This is a genomic window from Rhodanobacter sp. L36 (assembly GCF_009765755.1).
Classification (GTDB): Bacteria; Pseudomonadota; Gammaproteobacteria; order Xanthomonadales; family Rhodanobacteraceae; genus Rhodanobacter.
In genome coordinates this window covers 1-15,575 of sequence record NZ_LMUV01000012.1, presented here as the reverse complement: position 1 = coordinate 15,575, position 15,575 = coordinate 1, and the positions used below count along the sequence as shown (strand labels likewise).

14 protein-coding genes and 1 pseudogene are annotated in these 15,575 nt (G+C 54.9%); 11 read left to right on the top strand and 4 right to left on the bottom strand.

The features are described from left to right. Positions 1–178 precede the first annotated feature (178 nt). From GSQ73_RS17805 to GSQ73_RS17795, 3 genes are all read left to right on the top strand, one after another. A complete protein-coding gene (locus tag GSQ73_RS17805) occupies positions 179–1,207 on the top strand; it encodes a YaaC family protein (protein WP_158886660.1) in 1,029 nt (342 codons plus the stop codon). A 77-nt stretch (positions 1,208–1,284) separates the two neighbouring features. Then, positions 1,285–1,647: a hypothetical protein gene (locus tag GSQ73_RS17800; protein ID WP_158886658.1), complete on the top strand. Its 363-nt coding sequence runs from the start codon at positions 1,285–1,287 to the stop codon at positions 1,645–1,647. A 64-nt stretch (positions 1,648–1,711) separates the two neighbouring features. Further along, on the top strand, positions 1,712–2,107 hold the full coding sequence (locus GSQ73_RS17795) for a hypothetical protein (RefSeq protein WP_158886656.1): 396 nt from the start codon (positions 1,712–1,714) through the stop codon (positions 2,105–2,107). Between the two features lie 436 nt (positions 2,108–2,543). Here the strand turns inward: GSQ73_RS17795 and GSQ73_RS17790 are convergent, their stop codons facing one another. The 3 genes from GSQ73_RS17790 to GSQ73_RS17780 all read right to left on the bottom strand — a co-directional run bounded on the left by GSQ73_RS17790 (position 2,544) and on the right by GSQ73_RS17780 (position 5,154). Next, positions 2,544–4,154 (bottom strand): recombinase family protein, encoded by a 1,611-nt coding sequence (locus tag GSQ73_RS17790; RefSeq protein WP_158886654.1) that lies wholly within the window; start codon positions 4,152–4,154, stop codon positions 2,544–2,546. Then, complete coding sequence (locus tag GSQ73_RS17785; RefSeq protein WP_158886652.1) at positions 4,151–4,630, bottom strand: DUF2924 domain-containing protein; 480 nt, start codon at positions 4,628–4,630, stop codon at positions 4,151–4,153. Before GSQ73_RS17785 ends, GSQ73_RS17790 begins: the two co-directional genes overlap by 4 nt. A gap of 113 nt (positions 4,631–4,743) precedes the next feature. Beyond that, positions 4,744–5,154 carry an H-NS histone family protein gene (locus GSQ73_RS17780; RefSeq protein ID WP_158886650.1) on the bottom strand — a complete coding sequence of 137 codons (411 nt, stop codon included), beginning with the start codon at positions 5,152–5,154 and terminating at the stop codon, positions 4,744–4,746. Positions 5,155–5,489: 335 nt separating this feature from the next. On the opposite strand from GSQ73_RS17780, the gene GSQ73_RS17775 reads away from it, so the two are divergent. From GSQ73_RS17775 to GSQ73_RS17760, 4 genes are all read left to right on the top strand, one after another. Continuing rightward, on the top strand, positions 5,490–5,861 hold the full coding sequence (locus GSQ73_RS17775) for a hypothetical protein (protein ID WP_158886648.1): 372 nt from the start codon (positions 5,490–5,492) through the stop codon (positions 5,859–5,861). Between the two features lie 252 nt (positions 5,862–6,113). Continuing rightward, positions 6,114–6,914 carry a hypothetical protein gene (locus tag GSQ73_RS17945; RefSeq protein ID WP_216844821.1) on the top strand — a complete coding sequence of 267 codons (801 nt, stop codon included), beginning with the start codon at positions 6,114–6,116 and terminating at the stop codon, positions 6,912–6,914. A 449-nt stretch (positions 6,915–7,363) separates the two neighbouring features. Next, positions 7,364–10,366, top strand: a complete 3,003-nt coding sequence (locus GSQ73_RS17765; protein ID WP_158886646.1) for an RNA-directed DNA polymerase — start codon at positions 7,364–7,366, stop codon at positions 10,364–10,366. Between the two features lie 25 nt (positions 10,367–10,391). Then, complete coding sequence (locus tag GSQ73_RS17760; RefSeq protein WP_158886644.1) at positions 10,392–10,937, top strand: hypothetical protein; 546 nt, start codon at positions 10,392–10,394, stop codon at positions 10,935–10,937. Between the two features lie 119 nt (positions 10,938–11,056). Here the strand turns inward: GSQ73_RS17760 and GSQ73_RS17755 are convergent, their stop codons facing one another. Next, on the bottom strand, positions 11,057–11,785 hold the full coding sequence (locus GSQ73_RS17755; RefSeq protein WP_216844820.1) for a DUF1223 domain-containing protein: 729 nt from the start codon (positions 11,783–11,785) through the stop codon (positions 11,057–11,059). A gap of 808 nt (positions 11,786–12,593) precedes the next feature. Between GSQ73_RS17755 and GSQ73_RS17750 the strand changes: the two genes are divergently transcribed. The 4 genes and pseudogenes from GSQ73_RS17750 to GSQ73_RS17735 form a co-directional block, all read left to right on the top strand. After that, positions 12,594–13,175, top strand: coding sequence for a hypothetical protein (locus GSQ73_RS17750; RefSeq protein ID WP_158886642.1), 582 nt, complete (start codon positions 12,594–12,596; stop codon positions 13,173–13,175). A gap of 82 nt (positions 13,176–13,257) precedes the next feature. Next, positions 13,258–14,610 carry a site-specific DNA-methyltransferase gene (locus tag GSQ73_RS17745; protein ID WP_158886640.1) on the top strand — a complete coding sequence of 451 codons (1,353 nt, stop codon included), beginning with the start codon at positions 13,258–13,260 and terminating at the stop codon, positions 14,608–14,610. Then, positions 14,603–14,974: a DUF5681 domain-containing protein gene (locus GSQ73_RS17740; RefSeq protein ID WP_158886638.1), complete on the top strand. Its 372-nt coding sequence runs from the start codon at positions 14,603–14,605 to the stop codon at positions 14,972–14,974. The genes GSQ73_RS17745 and GSQ73_RS17740 overlap by 8 nt, the downstream gene beginning before the upstream one ends. Continuing rightward, positions 14,971–15,575, top strand: a pseudogene (locus GSQ73_RS17735) (hypothetical protein); the annotation flags it as partial. The gene GSQ73_RS17740 and the pseudogene GSQ73_RS17735, both read left to right, overlap by 4 nt.

Sequence of the window (15,575 nt, the reverse complement as noted above, 5' to 3'; positions counted from 1 at the left end):
CTCTGGACACAAGAGGAGGGTCAAAGCGATTTGGTGTTGCACGTACGAGTAAGTGAGGCCAATCCGGGCTTCCTCATCCAGATTCATCTAGTCTATGTACCGTAAGCGGGCGGCACCTAACCACTCGTTCGAGGCGGACGGCTCCGCCGCCGCTCAGCTCCAGCGTTAGAACTCACTCATGGCTTTCGTCGATATCTCATACAAAGGCAGCCCCCTCACCGTGCACAAAGCGGTGACGAGCCCACGTTTTGGTGACAAGACTGTTCTGGTTACTGACACATGGGACTACGTGGATCTTTGGCTAAGGCGGTCTCATCAGAGCGAAGCACGCTTTTATTGGCAACAGTCCAGATCTTTCTACGCAGCAACTAAAGAGCTTCCTCGGACCGCAGCTCCTTTGACCGCCTATTACTGCTTTCTCAATGCAGTTAAGGCTATGCTGATCGCCAAGGGAGTAGCTTTCAACGATCAGCACGGCGTAAGTGGGTACACGATAAAAGACAGGACTTCTCTTTCAAACGAGAAAGTTAGGTTCAAGGGGGGCGGCATCCTTCCCGCGCTTGCAACATGCCTAGGCGAACCGGCGATTGCGGTGGATTATTCGCTTGGCGACTTGCTCTACAACCTTCCATACATACATCGAGCTTACGATCTCACGTTCGAGAGTTCGATCGAGCTATTTATTCCTGTTACAAACCCAAAAGTAGTTCGCCGCGATAAGGAAGCATGGTTCACCGCAGAATTGAGTGGAAAGTACGCTACAGAGAAAACAATTCTTAAGTTGCCGGCGGGTTACGAGCGCAGCCCGTCTGACGACGGGCGATTCCTTATAAGGCGCAAAAAGCGATTCAAGTGGGAGCCGCAGAAGCGAACTGCAAGCATTGCTCGCTACTGCACCTATCACCAGAGCCTACGAGCTCAAATACATTACATTTGCGGCCCACAAAGACTCTGGTACATAAAGCGCGGCGGCAATATTCCTGCAATTATCGCTCGCTCACCTATGACCATTGCATTCGCAGCAATGCATCGCCTTAGCGAAATGTCTCGATACAATCCCGATCGTTTAGCCCGCCACTTTGAGTGCCAGCACAACTGGTTACTTTCGGAGTTCATTGAAACCGCACCAATGCAATTCATCGATGAAATATCATCAGAGATGACCGGGCGAGAGTTCATGCAGCCAGGCAGGGCATCCCGAAGGTGAATTCTAACAATTAATTCAAGCCGAACTTGCTTCGCAAGTCGGCTTAATTCAGGCGTTAGGCTTGTGAGGAATGCCTTATGAAAACCAATCTTAGAATTGCATTCTTACTATTAATTGCATTTTCTACTCGAGCAGTACAGGCACAGAATGTGGCCCCTTCAAGCCAATCCGGCACGCGTGGCGTTTCTTCGTACACCGTAGAGACAGCGCGCATTGAGGACGTTCTTCGAGTCGAAGATGACGGTTACAAATCGGTCACGTACGTCGTTACATGGAAGGGTGAGCGCGTTGGTGTTGAAGACCCATTGTCTGTTTCCGATCATCATATCGGTGACACAATAAAATTCATGGCGCATCGCTGGCATCCTGCAGATAAGTCCGATCCAAGAGCACTGCACTTCACTCTCCTCGATCCACCAAAGCCGAAACCCGAAAGTTAGCGAGCCTAACATTTCGTTCAAGGCGGACAGCTACGCCGCCGCTTAACTCCAGCGTTAGACCGCAATGACAAAATCCGACTCCCGCATCTGGAAAGGCCTCTGGTGGGCATACTTTGCCTTGTTGGCACTCGCCGGGGTTTCTTCATGCTTTGGCATTCATTCATTGCTAGATGCGTTGTTGGCCGTCTTCAACGCTTACGGCCTTGTAGGTCTGTGGGGCTACTTGCGTCATCTAGCTATTGGCTGGCGTAGATTCTGGATCGTGTATTTCGTCCTGTTCGTAGCTGACGCTGTCTACGGCGTTGGCCTGATTGCATGGCTCGCGTGGCACTCGCATGCTGCCATGTACTACTACATGTTTGCTGGAGCAATTTTGCTGTTCGCTCCTCAGTGTCTGGCGCTTTGGCGTTACGGGTTCCGTAGCTCCTCTATCTGGCAGGCCGCGCGAGTTGCGGTCTAACATCTCGTTCAAGGCGGACGGCTTCGCCGCCGATTAACTCCAGCGTTAGGTTCCCATGGCTTCTCTGCAGCAGCTATCTGCTTCACTTTTTCCATATCGGCGGCGGCTTCTGGCCATCTCTATGGCTGGCCTACTCGTCTCCGTCGTTCTAATCTTCTTGGCACGTTCAACACTTGGCTTCGCGTTGGCCGGTCCGCTATTCCTTTTGCCCTGGGGGCTTATGTGTGTAGCTCGTTCCAGGTACACGTTTTTATCGGCTTTCTTCCTTATCCTTGTTGCACTTGGTATCGCGTGGCCATTTATCGTGCTTCTAGGCTAGCCACCTAACTACTCGTTCAAGGCGGACGGCTGCGCCGCCGCTTAACTCCAGCGTTGAATCTGCCGCCGACAGCGGACTTGGCAGGGAGGAGTGCATTGGTCCCCCACCGAGTTGTTCTTAACCCTGAAACCCTCTCATCGCCGATGCCCGACTGAAGTCCGGGTCAGCCTGTCCATCCAGCAGCCGCTGAATCTGCGCCGCTGGCACGAGAACACACTGCAACACGTGATGGATCGATGCGTCGGTAACACTTTCGCGGTGCGCAATGTCCGCGATATTGGCTGCACGCCCTTGCGTGAGGTCCTCGTACCACCGTCGACCACGCGCAATCGTCGCGAGTAGCACTTCGTGGTTCGCCGTCACTCCGATTTGTTGGGTCTTTGCTGAGTCGAAGATGCGACGCTCGCCACCGAAGCGGGCGACCGCCATAGGCCGGCGTCGTTCGATCCGACAAGTGCGCTCGTTGGATGCAGGTCGATCCTCTTCTTGCAAAAGGTGAGCGCGTAGCCTCGCTGCGGGAAAACTGAGTATTAGCGCATCGTGCTCGACGATCACCGTAACGCCTGTCTCCTCTAATACGAGCCGCTGCTCATGAGCGGTTTGCCTCGCCCAGTCCTCGCGCAAACTTGTTGCTGCCTGCCGTAACCACAGTCCAGCCTCGGGCCGATCATCCGGCACCTCCAACGTCTGATCGAGATCCGGTTCTTTCAATAGGTCGAGCCACAGATCCGTGACCATCGCATCTAGACCGTGTGCCGGCACGCTCAGTTTGGTGCTTGCCGATTCGCCCGCGATAGCTCGACGCGTGTAGTAGCGATAGCGCCGTTTGCCCTTGACCGCATGCGTCGGCGTCAAACGGTTGCCGGCCTTGTCGAACAATAGTCCTGACAGCAGGCCTGCTTCTTCGACACCTGCACGCACCTTGCGCTCATCGCGATGCGTTTCCAGCTGTGCCTGCACCGCGTTCCATAGCTCTGGTTCTATGAGTGCTTCGTGTTGTCCAGCATGGACCAGTTCCTTGTGGACGATCTCGCCGTTGTACAGCCGGTTTTGCAGTAGCAGGTAAAGCGCGCCACGCGAGAAGGTGCGTTGGTTCGTATGCTTGAGCTCGACCTGAAGCTTCGCCACGCTCTTGAGCGCGAGGTACCGATGAAAGAGGTGTCGGACAAGAGTGGCTTCTTCCTCCTTGATCTTGAGCTGTCGATCCTCGACGACATAACCCAGCGGCACCCGACCGCCCATCCACATGCCTTTGCGTTTGGAGGCCGCGATCTTGTCGCGGATACGTTCTCCGGTCACTTCTCGCTCGAACTGTGCAAACGACAGCAGAACATTAAGGGTGAGCCGTCCCATGGAGGTGGTGGTGTTGAAGTGCTGGGTGACTGAGACAAAGGAAGCCTTGTGTGTATCAAAGGTCGCCACTAACGATGAGAAGTCCATGAGCGAGCGGGTGAGCCGATCAATCTTGTAGACCACGATCAGATCGACCTTGCCCGCACGCAGATCGACCATCAGGGCTTCCAAGGCAGGGCGCTTGAGGTTGCCGCCGGAGAAGCCGCCATCGTCATAACGATTAGGCAAACACTGCCAGCCTTCATGACGCTGGCTGGTGATATAGGCCTCACAAGCTTCACGCTGTGCGTCGAGCGAATTGAAGCTTTGCTCCAGACCCTCCTCGGACGACTTCCGGGTGTAGATCGCACACCGTATCGACCGTATGTCGGTCATGACGCGTCGACCTCTAAGATCGGCGTAGCCGCCGTCTTCAGGCCAAAGAACGCCGGTCCCGACCACGGTGTGCCGGTGATCTCCCGAGCAATGACCGAAAGACTTCGGTAGCGGCGGTTCTCATAGATGAACTCACCATCGCCCGCGGTGACGGCATAGAGCCGGCCACGCCATGTTCGTAAGAGCCGTGTTCCGGGTTTGACCCGCGGCTGGGCGCGACGTGCGGCGTCCTTGACGCCACCCGGTGCATATTCGGCCAACTGCTGGCGAAGCTCCGGACTCAGCCCGCCGTCGACCAATTCTTGGCGATGAAAGGCAATCAGCCGAATGGCGAGGGATCGATAGAACGGCTGCAGGGGCGGGCAGGGGAACGTTGCTTCCCAGACCAGCTTGAGCTGGGCAGCGGTGAGTTTTTCCAAGGGTGTATCGGGATCGATCGGTGCAGGAATTTCAAGTTTGCGCGTTTGTCTTGGCATAGAGCCCTCCGTAGCACCATGCACGCTCTGCCCGGGCAGACAGTCAAGCAGAAATCTTCCTCTCAAGAAAAAGGCGCCATATAGGCGCCTTGACGACCAAAGTCTAAGTCACCTTACTTTTTGGCAGACTTCTTGGCGGCGGTTTTCTTGGTGCTCGATTTCTTGGCGACGGCCGCACTGGCTGCGCCACCGCTAATGAGAAAACTATCAATGGACGTACCGCGCTTCTTCAGTGCACCTGAGAGCCAAAACGGACGTTTGCCACGTCCCGACCACGTCTGCTCAGGGCTTGCAGGATTGCGGTACTTCGGAGCGACCGGCGACCCTTTCCCGACCTTGGCGCCTTTGCTACGACGAGTCGGGTAGACCTCGTCCAAGCTCAGACCAGCAGATTTGAGCAAACCATCAATCTTGTCGCGGACGCTGCGAATTTGAGTGGCGCGCGCTTCCTGCATTTGCGCGTTGGCTCCAGCAATGAGCGCTTGGAGTTCTTTGGGGGACAGTGCTTTCAGATCAATAGCCATGGGTTTCCTTTATAAAATTATGAGTGGGGCGCCAGCTAAGGTAGCTTATAGCCGGGCGGCGCCGCCGGAACGGCATTCGTTTTAGCTCGCTCGTTGACCAAGTCGGTTCAGATAGGCTCTTCATCTCAGAGCTTTGAATGACCGCTTCAACTCATGACGGATGCCAAATTACACGCATTCTCTACCCGGTTACTCAACAGCTTGTTGGCCAAACCGGGCACGGATAAGCTCCAGTGAATCGGGGTTTGCGCCGGAATTTGCGGGCGTGCTCAAAGAAACGAACAAGCAGGCTGAGGCCGGCTGGTTGGTAGTTAGCTATAAACAGGGGGATGCTCGTGAAGAAATTTGCTCTATTCCTTGCGCTCGCTTTCATCGGTGTTGGCGGCGCGAGCGCCTCGGACAAAAGTTCGAATGGGATTTACCGTCCAACGCTCTCAACTCACGCAACGGCTTATCTTAAAAAATTTCCGCTTAACAAAGTGGCAGTTGATGAGGTTATTCAATACGTTGGCACACCCGATAAATCACTCAGCATTACCGGCTCCGAGTACCTTACTTATGACATCGAGCCAAAGCACGGCAACGGCGTCATTGAATACACCTATATCGTCAAAGACGGCGTCGTGGTCAACGTCACATATCTAAACTCCGGCAACTTCTTTGGTGTTACGCAAAGAGAGTCCGCTGTAAAGCTACAGACGCCATGACTAGGCTGCATTTGGCTAACAATGCGCCCAAGCGGGCGGCTCCGCCGCCCGCCACCCGTATCGAGGTCGGCTTTCGACCCAAAGCGGACTCAACTAAAGGCACTCTCCATCCGGCTATTCGCCAACTTGTTAGCCGGACCGAGCACTGATAAGTTCGCGTAGAATCAGGAGCTCGCGGCGCGACGACTTCGCAAGTTCAGAGATGTATAACCGGACGCTATGGTCCATCTAATTGGTAGTTAGGGGGCAGGTGTGGATTTGTCGCTGTGGGGGCCATTTCATGACGGAGCAATCCAGCGCGTCGAGGGTGCCGTTCCCGGCGATGTCTCTCTTTTCATAGCCATTCCATACCTGAGAAACCGCTTTCCAAGTCAAGGCACGGGATTCGTCATCAAACTTTCCGGCTGCACTCAATTCTCGTTCCAGCCCTGGGATGGTCCGCTGATCTCGTGTTTGACGGACATCGCCGCGCTTGAACCAGAAATTTTAGACGCAGAGCTGGATGGAGCGTTGGAAATTCGTTGCACGATCGGCATGCTTTCCGTTTGCTACGGTGGTGCCGCCCTGTTCTTAGATTCCGGCAATCAGATCCAGGCGTCTGAGTTAAACTCAGCGTCCAGGGACTATTGGGGCGAGTGGTCAGCACGTGCACCCGCTGCCCCCCTAACCAGTCATCCAAGCGGACGGCTTCGCCGCCGCTTAACTCCAGCGTTAGAACTTATGGGCAGCACCGAGAATATTGAAAATCAAGCTTTGCTCGTCGATGCTCTCGAAGCATTCCTTAGTTCTCAGATCGGTGTTGTCGAGGTAAGTCGCTGGGTTTGTCATGCACGCTTTGCACTTCGACAAGACAGCAACCCCTTGTTCATCTCATTTATCGGCATCGCCTCCGAGGCTGACAACTTTCCTGTTGGCCCGGTGCGCGAGTTGTGGTCGCCTGATGCGCTCGTTCGCTACGATCAAGAGCGTGCGCTACTGGAACAGCGTTTCAGCTCGCAGGCAAAGCGGTTGGCCACGGAGCTGCTTAGCTGGGCACGTTCGCAAGAGTTCTAACTCTTCGTTCAAGGCGGACACCTTCGGTGCCGCTCAACTCCAGCGTTAGGCGGACGGTTTCGCCCCCGGCTTAACTCCGGTCGTGAGTGACCGCTTTCGACCCGAAGCGGATACTAGGTACAAGTTCGACTCGCCAGGAGACGGCCACGCTTGGCGCACCGTCGACAGCAACTGCCTCACCGCAGTCGCGTGTTCTTATTCGACACGGCATCCCACGCGTAAAGCGTTCCCGAGGACTTGATCAAGGTCGATCAGCACCTTCATGCGCTAGAGGCCGCCACTTTCGGGGAGCAGCGGGACCTGTACACGGTCGCGATACAGTTCTCGGCAAGGAGTTTCACTGGGTACTCGAGATTAGAGGTTGCGCTGCTTCTATCGGCCATGGGAGAGGTGACCAGCACAACGCTAGCCCCTATTATTCCGACAGACAGGGAAGAAGGGGGTACTACTTGGCCATTCAACCGCGCTACTCAGCCGACTTTATTTCGCTGTCGGATATCTACCGTGCCTATCGAAAAACTAAGGCCGATGCCTTCTACGAAGGAATGCATTGCGATCCGCTCAAGTTCGATGCCTATGAGCGTAGCCTCGATCGGAACCTAAGGGCACTAAAGGTTCGCCTTGATAGGGGCGACTGGGTCGACGACGCAAGGTTCATTGGTGGGCACGCTTACGTTCCGAAATCGATCAGGGAACCTGACTCATGGAAGTCAGGATCCATGCATTTCTCAATCTCCGATGTTTCAGACGACTGGAATCATCGCTATCGGGAATCCTCTCGGGACCGTGCTCGCGCTGATTTTCGGCTAGTGATCCGAGCGTCTGTGGAGTATCAGGTTATTTCGGCTTTGTGGATCATGAAAGCGGGCGAGATTTACGACGCCAAGCTTGACCCAAAGTGCACGTACGGCAACAGACTGCGCCGCACGGGATCGTCCAAGTACAGCACGGGTATCCTCAACGAAGAATGCGCCGGACTATTTGTCCCCTATTTCGGAGCATATAGCGCTTGGCGAACAGGTGGTCTTCGCGCTATGCGCACCGCGCTTGCCCGCGATGTCCCCATTGTCTCTGTGACGATGGATATTCGGCGCTTCTATCATCATGTATCACCCACCTTCCTTCTCTCGAGTGAGTTTATGAAGGTGTGCGGCATCCAGTTGGACGAAGATCAGAGTCTCTTTACTCGTGATTTCATTGAGAGCACGCAAAACTGGTATCGAAGAACCCCTGATGCCAAGACGCGTCCGGAAGGTGGCCTTCCCGTAGGCCTATCGGCGTCGAAAATAATCTCAAACCTTGTACTCATCGAGTTCGACCGGCTTATTCAGACCAAACTGAAGCCGATTTACTACGGTCGATACGTCGACGATATTTTTCTAGTTTGCTCTGGAGATCCACCTGTTCGTTCGGGGCGCGACTTTTTTAAATTAGTCGCTAGGCTTTCCCCCAAATCATTGCGAGTGATCAAGGCAGATCACGGCCCGCCTGCGCTGGTGTTCGCTCCTCCTTACGCCAACGATTCCCTTATCGAGTTTTCCGGCGACAAGCAGAAGATTTTCGTTCTATCTGGTCAGCAAGGCTTGGATCTCATTGATCAGATTGAGGATCAGATAAAGCAGAAGTCAAGCGAACATCGATTGCTTCCGGATCTGCCGGAAGACGACAGTGAGATGATTTCAAAAGCATTGCTGGCCACCCCTGACGCCACCCTTGAGGCAGACGCTCTTCGAAAGGCTGATGTTGTGTCGGTTCGAAGACTTGGCTTCGCTCTGCTTCTTCGGGACATCGAAGCTCACGCACGTGATCTTAGGCCCGGAGCGTGGCTCAGCCAACGACGCGCCTTCTACGGCCTTGTATTACGTCACGTGCTAACGCCAAAGGGATTCTTCAACTATCACGCCTATCTAGATCGAGTATTCGGGCTGATGGTGGCTTGTGGCGACCACGACTATGCAAGTCTGTTCCTCGACGCCTTCGACAAAGTAGCGGTGTTAATTAGAACAACGTCGACCGCAGGAACAGACCATGCCAAAGCATTCAAGAGCTGCGTGAAGTTTTACGGTGAAGGCTTCTATAGGACGGCTATTCAATCCTCAACCGTGGGTGGATTTAAGTTTTCACCCTCTTTTCTAAAGGTTCTTCGCAAGATCAAGAGAAACTACGATGTTCGAGGTGTACCGCAGGCCGAAAATACCGTCAAAACTCTTTCTGAACATGTTCTTCGGTGCGATTTCGGGCGACGCTCCTACAAGGATTTTTGGTTCGAGGATAACCCTGATCCTGGACGCCAACCGTCGGTTCCCATGGACAAGAGCGTACTCCGAGCACTCCGCCTTCCGGGCATCACTAGATTTCGTAAGCGCGTTACGAGCGGCCTTAAGAGACCACACTGGCCGGCAATCGCTTTTCCGACGCGTCCGTTGTCCGTCGCAGAAATAATTTTTTCCGCACCGACGCTCCTAGATTCTTCTGCTCAGCTGGAGGACGCCGTCTTCTCGCTTCGAGGTGCGCGAATCAAGGTTGACCACGCTCCCCATATGGCAAGCGACCGATTTCGCTCGCACGTCAAGAATCTTTTGGTCCCTTACAAATCGAAGCCCGTCTATAAAGTGGCACTCACGAGTTTTTTCTCCAGCGACGAACAGTGGGCCCGAACGCTCGATAAGGCGCCAGATCTTAGCCTGAGGCGCTACAAGCGAATCCATCGAATCATCAATAATATTATTAGCTCTAACGAGACTGTTGACTACATCGTATTTCCAGAGGCCAGCTTGCCCCGTCGCTGGGCAATTCCTGTGGCTATCAAGCTTGCTAAGCTGGGAATCTCCATCCTTTGCGGCCTTGAAAACTGGAAGAAGACGGGAACATTTCGAAACGATGCGTTGATCTCGTTAGCAAGTCGATGGCCTGGATATGGCTCACACGTCTTGTATGCTCAACCAAAGATGATTCCAGCGCACCGTGAAGCTAAGGCTGTCAAAAACGCTGGCCGCGTGTTCTATAAACATCCCGATCTCGAAGAGTGCCGGCCAATCTTCCAACACGGAGCGCACTTCTTCAGCGTCCTGCTTTGCAGCGATCTCACCAACATTGATAACCGTCGACATGCTCAAGGCTTCGTAGACAGCGTTTTCGCGCTTGAGTGGAATCCGGATACCACGTCATTCGCCGCGCTTGTTGAGTCCGCAGCGCTCGACGTTCATGCCTACATCGTGCAAGTCAATAACCGCAGATACGGCGACAGCCGCGTGAGGGCACCGTTCAGGCTCGACTACGATCGCGATGTCGTGCGGGTTAAAGGCGGGGATGAGGATTACTTTGTGGTCGCTTCGCTCAACGTAGAGGAGCTCAGATCCTTCCACAAAGCAGCAACTATATCGAAGGATGATCTCTACAAACCGCTTCCTATTGGATTCCAGATTTCAATAAATAGGGAATCGTTTTCTTAGCGAACGATACAACGCGGGTCTGGGAATGTCCGCTCTCGACCCCAAGTGGACGTTGAAATTCAAACTGATCTGGCAAAGAAAGGATCTTTTGCGCATGTCTCGGACAGCAGTAGCAACCGGCGCCACATTAGTTGCAATGTCGTTGACCTCACTCGCAGGCGCGTATGCGGGGGGAGTACAAAAGACGGCGTGCGGCACGATTTCCGTCGCAGTGCGAAATATCGAAGCTAGCTCGCAAGAAGAAACAAGGATGGAATCCGCCACAGCCTTGTATGAGTGCATTGATGGTCTATCCGCAGCCCAAAAAAATACCTTGAGCAGTGAGGATGTCGATGAGCTAGCTGATTTGTTGCTAAGTTCCGACGATGGAGTTCGCGCCGCTGGCGCCATCGCCTTGGGAAATGTTGGTTCCAAAGCGTTTCGCGCGTTGCCGAGATTGCGAGTCGCTTTAGAAGAGAGCAGACGCTTGAAACTTGGTCAAATTGGGCCTTCCGTTGGTTCACAATCTGCCATTCTCAAGGCTATAGAGAAGATCACGGTAGCTAGTTCCAAGATTTCTACGAAACAATAGAGCAACGGGTTCCGATGTCCGCTTTCGACCCCAAGCGGACGTTGCTAGGCGCAATACGTCCAGCGGTGTAAGGGAGTCCGCCGAGTACGGCTCGCTTTCAGCCCAATCGACGATTGTATTTACGGCCCAGGCTGTTTCGACGCGCCAATGATGTCGCCGCCTGCTCCTGACTGCACGAGCGCAGTCGTCGAAAGTCCGTTCAAAGCAGGCGGAGGCAAGATGAATGTCCTCGCGCTGCCATCCCAGCGGCCGAGATGTATCAGTTCGCGCACCACGTTGCGGTGGGGCAAGGTGCGGCCGCTGTTTTCACCAGCATTGATCCCCACCTGGATGGTCCGAGTGTCATAGCGCACCAGCCAGACGTCGCAAGGGGAGATCGACGCGTCCTTGCCGATCAAGAGCTGATTCACTTGCCACGAAAAACTGGGCGACGTTGCCATCGCACGACGTCTCGCCTGCGCAATCGCTGTTGCGAGTTGAGCAGGGTCGGTGCCGACCAGATCGATGTGACCGTCCACATATATCTGCGGAGTCCACACATTGTCGCGTCCGCGGCGGTGGGCATATGCCCATTGGCGGTCTGTGTACGCGGTCGTGGCGAAAGTGTCCTTCCAACCCAAGCTGTCCCAATAGGTGACCCCGAACGAGAGCGCCAGAATGCCGGGCTCGCCCGCGACCGCGTTGAGATTGGCCTCCGCTGGAGGGCAGGACGAGCAACCCTGGCTCTGAAACAGTTCGACCACCACGGGGTTCGGCGACACGGGCGGTGTCTGAGCGAAACATGCCTCGCTGCATGCGATCAGCAACCAAGCGCCGAGCATTGCTTTCAGGAACGACTGAGCGGCCATGATCGATTTCCAATCCATGCCCACTGTGAATCAGCGAGCCCTTATGCACGGTCTTTCGCTGCCACTATCGAAAAGTTACCAACTTCGACCCATGGCGAGCACTCATACAGTGCAACATTCAACACCACGGTTTTGAAAGACTCCTGAAAGTCTCAATAGACAAGCATGGTTTATGAAACTACCAAGCGATGAACAGAGTGTCCTCCGCGACGTATGCAGTGATCTGAATAAGGGGATGCACGAAAGAACCCTCTATGCTGCCCTTCTCATGAAAGGCCTCATACGGCAGACGCTCAGTGGCCATTGGGTCGCAACTCAGGCTGGTAAGAAGATCAACGCGAAGTTGGTCGATTCTGTGCCTAACTAGTCTTCCAGACTCTCTTGGGTCCAATCAAGCTCGCACTCATTGTTCACACTCTAGATGCCAGTGTCGATATACCAACCCAAGGCTCCCAATCATGAAAAACTTCAAGCGTTGTGCTCTCCTGATCCTTTGCTGCTTTGCCCTTGCTTCGATGGTGGGTTGTGTTGAGGACGCTAGAACTGGACTCGTATGTCCTCCAGGTACGCACCCGGGCCCACACGGGCACAAGTGCTTCAACGACTGAACGGAATCTTTGAGGCAATTCGGCAGCCCATCGACTAGCTCCTCCGTAAGCTCGCTGAGTTCATTGAAGCTCGCAGGCAATCTGCGCAGCGAATGATCCGACGCTGCGGTTTTTACGACCTTAATCAGTCTGCGCGAACTTGACATCAGCCAAGTTCGGATCATGATAAGCATAAATTACCTCTAATAAGTCGTACCGCTATGGTTCCTCGTTTTGCACTAACCCGCGGTCAGGTCGCCTGGACAGTCTGCCGCGGGCAAACGCCCGAGCAATCAGTACTGGACCAGCTTCGTTACCTCAAACAGATCGGCATTCCGTTCGCTGACGGTGCGCAAGAAAAGGGTAGGGGCAATCGAGTCACATACTCGTTTTACGATCTGATGGATGTCGCCGTCGCCTTCGAGGCACTTCGTCGCGGTGTCCCTGCCCGACTGCTGAAGCACTTGGTTGAGCGGCGGCCCATCATGCGCAAGGCATATCGCGACTGCTTCAAAAGTATTCCGGAGGCCGCGTATGAGGACCGCCAAGCCCTCGAAGCAAGGCATCAAACCACGCTCTATCAGAACGACATCTATATCAGCTTCAAGGGTCGCTTCTCACCTCGTCCGGGCGATACCCAAATCGTTGACTCGAATCATGTGTCACCCGAGGTGTTGGAACATTTGCTTGACCAACTGATTCACGGTCCAGACACCACGACGATCGCGCTTATGCCCTTGATGATCCCGATCATGGTTTACGCCGCGAAAGCTCCTTACACACCAACCGGTCCCAAGTCTTGAGTCATTCATTCATCCATTTAGAGGTAAAAATACCCATAAATAGCCTGTTTGTTATCTGCAACTTCGTACCCATGGAGACATCATGACCACACCTCGTATCGGCGCCGCACAGATCCTCGTTCGTCGCATCGAAGATCTCAAACCTTGCTCAGACAATCCTCGCAAACACTCCGCGCGTCAGATCGTTCAATTGGCCAAGAGCATCGAAGCCTTTGGCTTCAACAATCCGCTGCTTATCGATAACGACAACGCCGTCATCGCCGGGGAAGCCCGTCGTCAGGCGGCGATGCGTTTGGGTTGGACCGAGGTGCCGACGATCAGCTTGAATCACCTGACGGAACACCAGATCCGTGGCTACCGCATTGCTGACAACGCGCTCTCGGATAACTCGTCATGGGACGAGCGCCTGCTGGCCGAGAACCTGACCATCCTGAGCAACGTCGATCTCGATTTCGATCTCAACGCCATTGGCTTTGAGATGCCTGAGATCGAGTTTCGCATTCGCGGCGCCGAAGATGATGTCAGCGAAACGGTGAAGTTGCCTGCAGCCGATGCCGTGGCTGTGTCTACGCTGGGTGATCTGTGGCAACTCGGTTTACACCGCATCCTGTGCGGCTCGGCGTTACTTGCTGAAGACTATGACCGATTGCTGGACGGCAAGAAGGTCCAGGCCGTTTTCTCTGATCCACCCTACAACGTGCGCGTCGATGGCCATGTCAGCGGTAATGGGGCGATCCACCATCGTGAGTTTGCGATGGCCTCTGGCGAGATGAGCCGCGAGGCCTTCACGACGTTTCTCACTCAAAGCATTGGACTGATGCGTGCCCACAGCGAACCGGGTGCGTTGGTCTACCTTGCGATGGACTGGCGACACATCAAAGAGATGATCGATGCCTACGAAGCGGTCGGACTGGATTCGCTCAACCTCTGTGTGTGGGCGAAAGACAACGGCGGCATGGGTAGCCTTTACCGCAGTCAACACGAACTGTTCTTCGTGTTGCGTCACCCGGGTGCGCCTCATCGTAACAACGTCCAGTTAGGTCGCTTTGGCCGATACCGCACCAATGTCTGGCGCTATGCGGGTGTCAACACGTTCGGCCGCACGACAGGCGAGGGCAATCTTCTGGCGTTGCATCCCACTGTGAAGCCGGTCGCACTGATTGCCGATGCGATTCGCGACAGCACCGATCCAGGCCATGCCGTGCTGGACCCGTTCCTTGGCAGCGGCAGCACACTTCTCGCTGCAGAACGTACGGGTCGCGTGGCGTTCGGCATCGAGCTGGATCCGCTGTATGTCGATGTCGCGATCCGTCGTTGGCAAAGCGCCACGGGTCAGGAAGCAACGATGGTGTGGGATGGTCGTACGTTTGCCGCCATCGCTGCAGAGCGTGCTTTGACCTTGTTGAACACGGCCGAGGAGCGTCGTCATGGGTGATTATGAAGTGGGGTATCGCAAGCCGCCGAAGGCGAGTCAGTTCAAGAAGGGGCAGTCGGGGAATCCGAACGGACGTGCCGCGCGACTACCTTCCGTGGCGGTCATGTTGCGGAAGGAACTCAACCGTCGCGTCACCTTTGTGGAAAATGGACGCACCAAGACGATCACGATGGAGGCAGCGTATTTGCGGCAGCTGGCCACCAAGGCGGTCAAGGGCGACAGCAAAGCCATTCAAATCATTCTGGGGCTGCGTAGCACGCTGGAGCAGCCCGCCGAAGTGGACGACGATGTGTTGGGCCGCGACGATCAGCGGGTGCTGGACACCATGATGAAGCGCGTTCGTGAAGCGGAGAATGCATCATGATCCGTCAAGAAATCGACGCCCTTCTTCGACAGGACTTCTCCAGTTTCGTCGAACGGGTCTTCTACCAGCTCAACCAATCGGCCGCCTACCATCCCAACTGGCACATCGATGCCATCGCGTCGAAGTTGAACGATGTGCGGCTTGGCAAAACGCGTCGCCTGATCATCAACTTGCCGCCGCGCAACCTCAAATCGATCTGCACGTCGGTGGCGTTCCCTGCCTGGCTGCTGGGACACGATCCTTCCTGCAACATCATCTGCGTGAGCTACGGCCAGGATCTGGCGACCAAGCTCGCGCTCGATACCCGCTTCACGATGAGCAGCGCGTGGTACCGAAGCGTATTCCATACGCGCCTATCGGCGAACCGCAGTGCGGCGGTGGATTTCACGACCATCCAAGGCGGTGGCCGCATGGCAACCTCGGTCGGTGGCGTGTTGACTGGGCGCGGAGCCGACATCTTGATCATCGATGACCCGACGAAGCCCGATGAGGCGTTGTCAGATACACAGCGGCGCAATGCCAACGAGTGGTATGACCACACGTTGTATTCCCGGCTCAACGACAAGACCACCGGCGCCATCATCATTGTGATGCAGCGACT

Excerpts from the sequence above, each read along its gene's own strand:
- GSQ73_RS17805 (WP_158886660.1), top strand. The coding sequence starts at position 179 with ATGGCTTTCGTCGATATCTCATACAAAGGCAGCCCCCTCACCGTGCAC.
- GSQ73_RS17800 (WP_158886658.1), top strand. The coding sequence starts at position 1,285 with ATGAAAACCAATCTTAGAATTGCATTCTTACTATTAATTGCATTTTCT.
- GSQ73_RS17795 (WP_158886656.1), top strand. The coding sequence starts at position 1,712 with ATGACAAAATCCGACTCCCGCATCTGGAAAGGCCTCTGGTGGGCATAC.
- GSQ73_RS17790 (WP_158886654.1), bottom strand. The coding sequence starts at position 4,154 with ATGACCGACATACGGTCGATACGGTGTGCGATCTACACCCGGAAGTCG.
- GSQ73_RS17785 (WP_158886652.1), bottom strand. The coding sequence starts at position 4,630 with ATGCCAAGACAAACGCGCAAACTTGAAATTCCTGCACCGATCGATCCC.
- GSQ73_RS17780 (WP_158886650.1), bottom strand. The coding sequence starts at position 5,154 with ATGGCTATTGATCTGAAAGCACTGTCCCCCAAAGAACTCCAAGCGCTC.
- GSQ73_RS17760 (WP_158886644.1), top strand. The coding sequence starts at position 10,392 with ATGTCCGCTCTCGACCCCAAGTGGACGTTGAAATTCAAACTGATCTGG.
- GSQ73_RS17755 (WP_216844820.1), bottom strand. The coding sequence starts at position 11,785 with ATGGCCGCTCAGTCGTTCCTGAAAGCAATGCTCGGCGCTTGGTTGCTG.
- GSQ73_RS17750 (WP_158886642.1), top strand. The coding sequence starts at position 12,594 with ATGGTTCCTCGTTTTGCACTAACCCGCGGTCAGGTCGCCTGGACAGTC.
- GSQ73_RS17745 (WP_158886640.1), top strand. The coding sequence starts at position 13,258 with ATGACCACACCTCGTATCGGCGCCGCACAGATCCTCGTTCGTCGCATC.
- GSQ73_RS17740 (WP_158886638.1), top strand. The coding sequence starts at position 14,603 with ATGGGTGATTATGAAGTGGGGTATCGCAAGCCGCCGAAGGCGAGTCAG.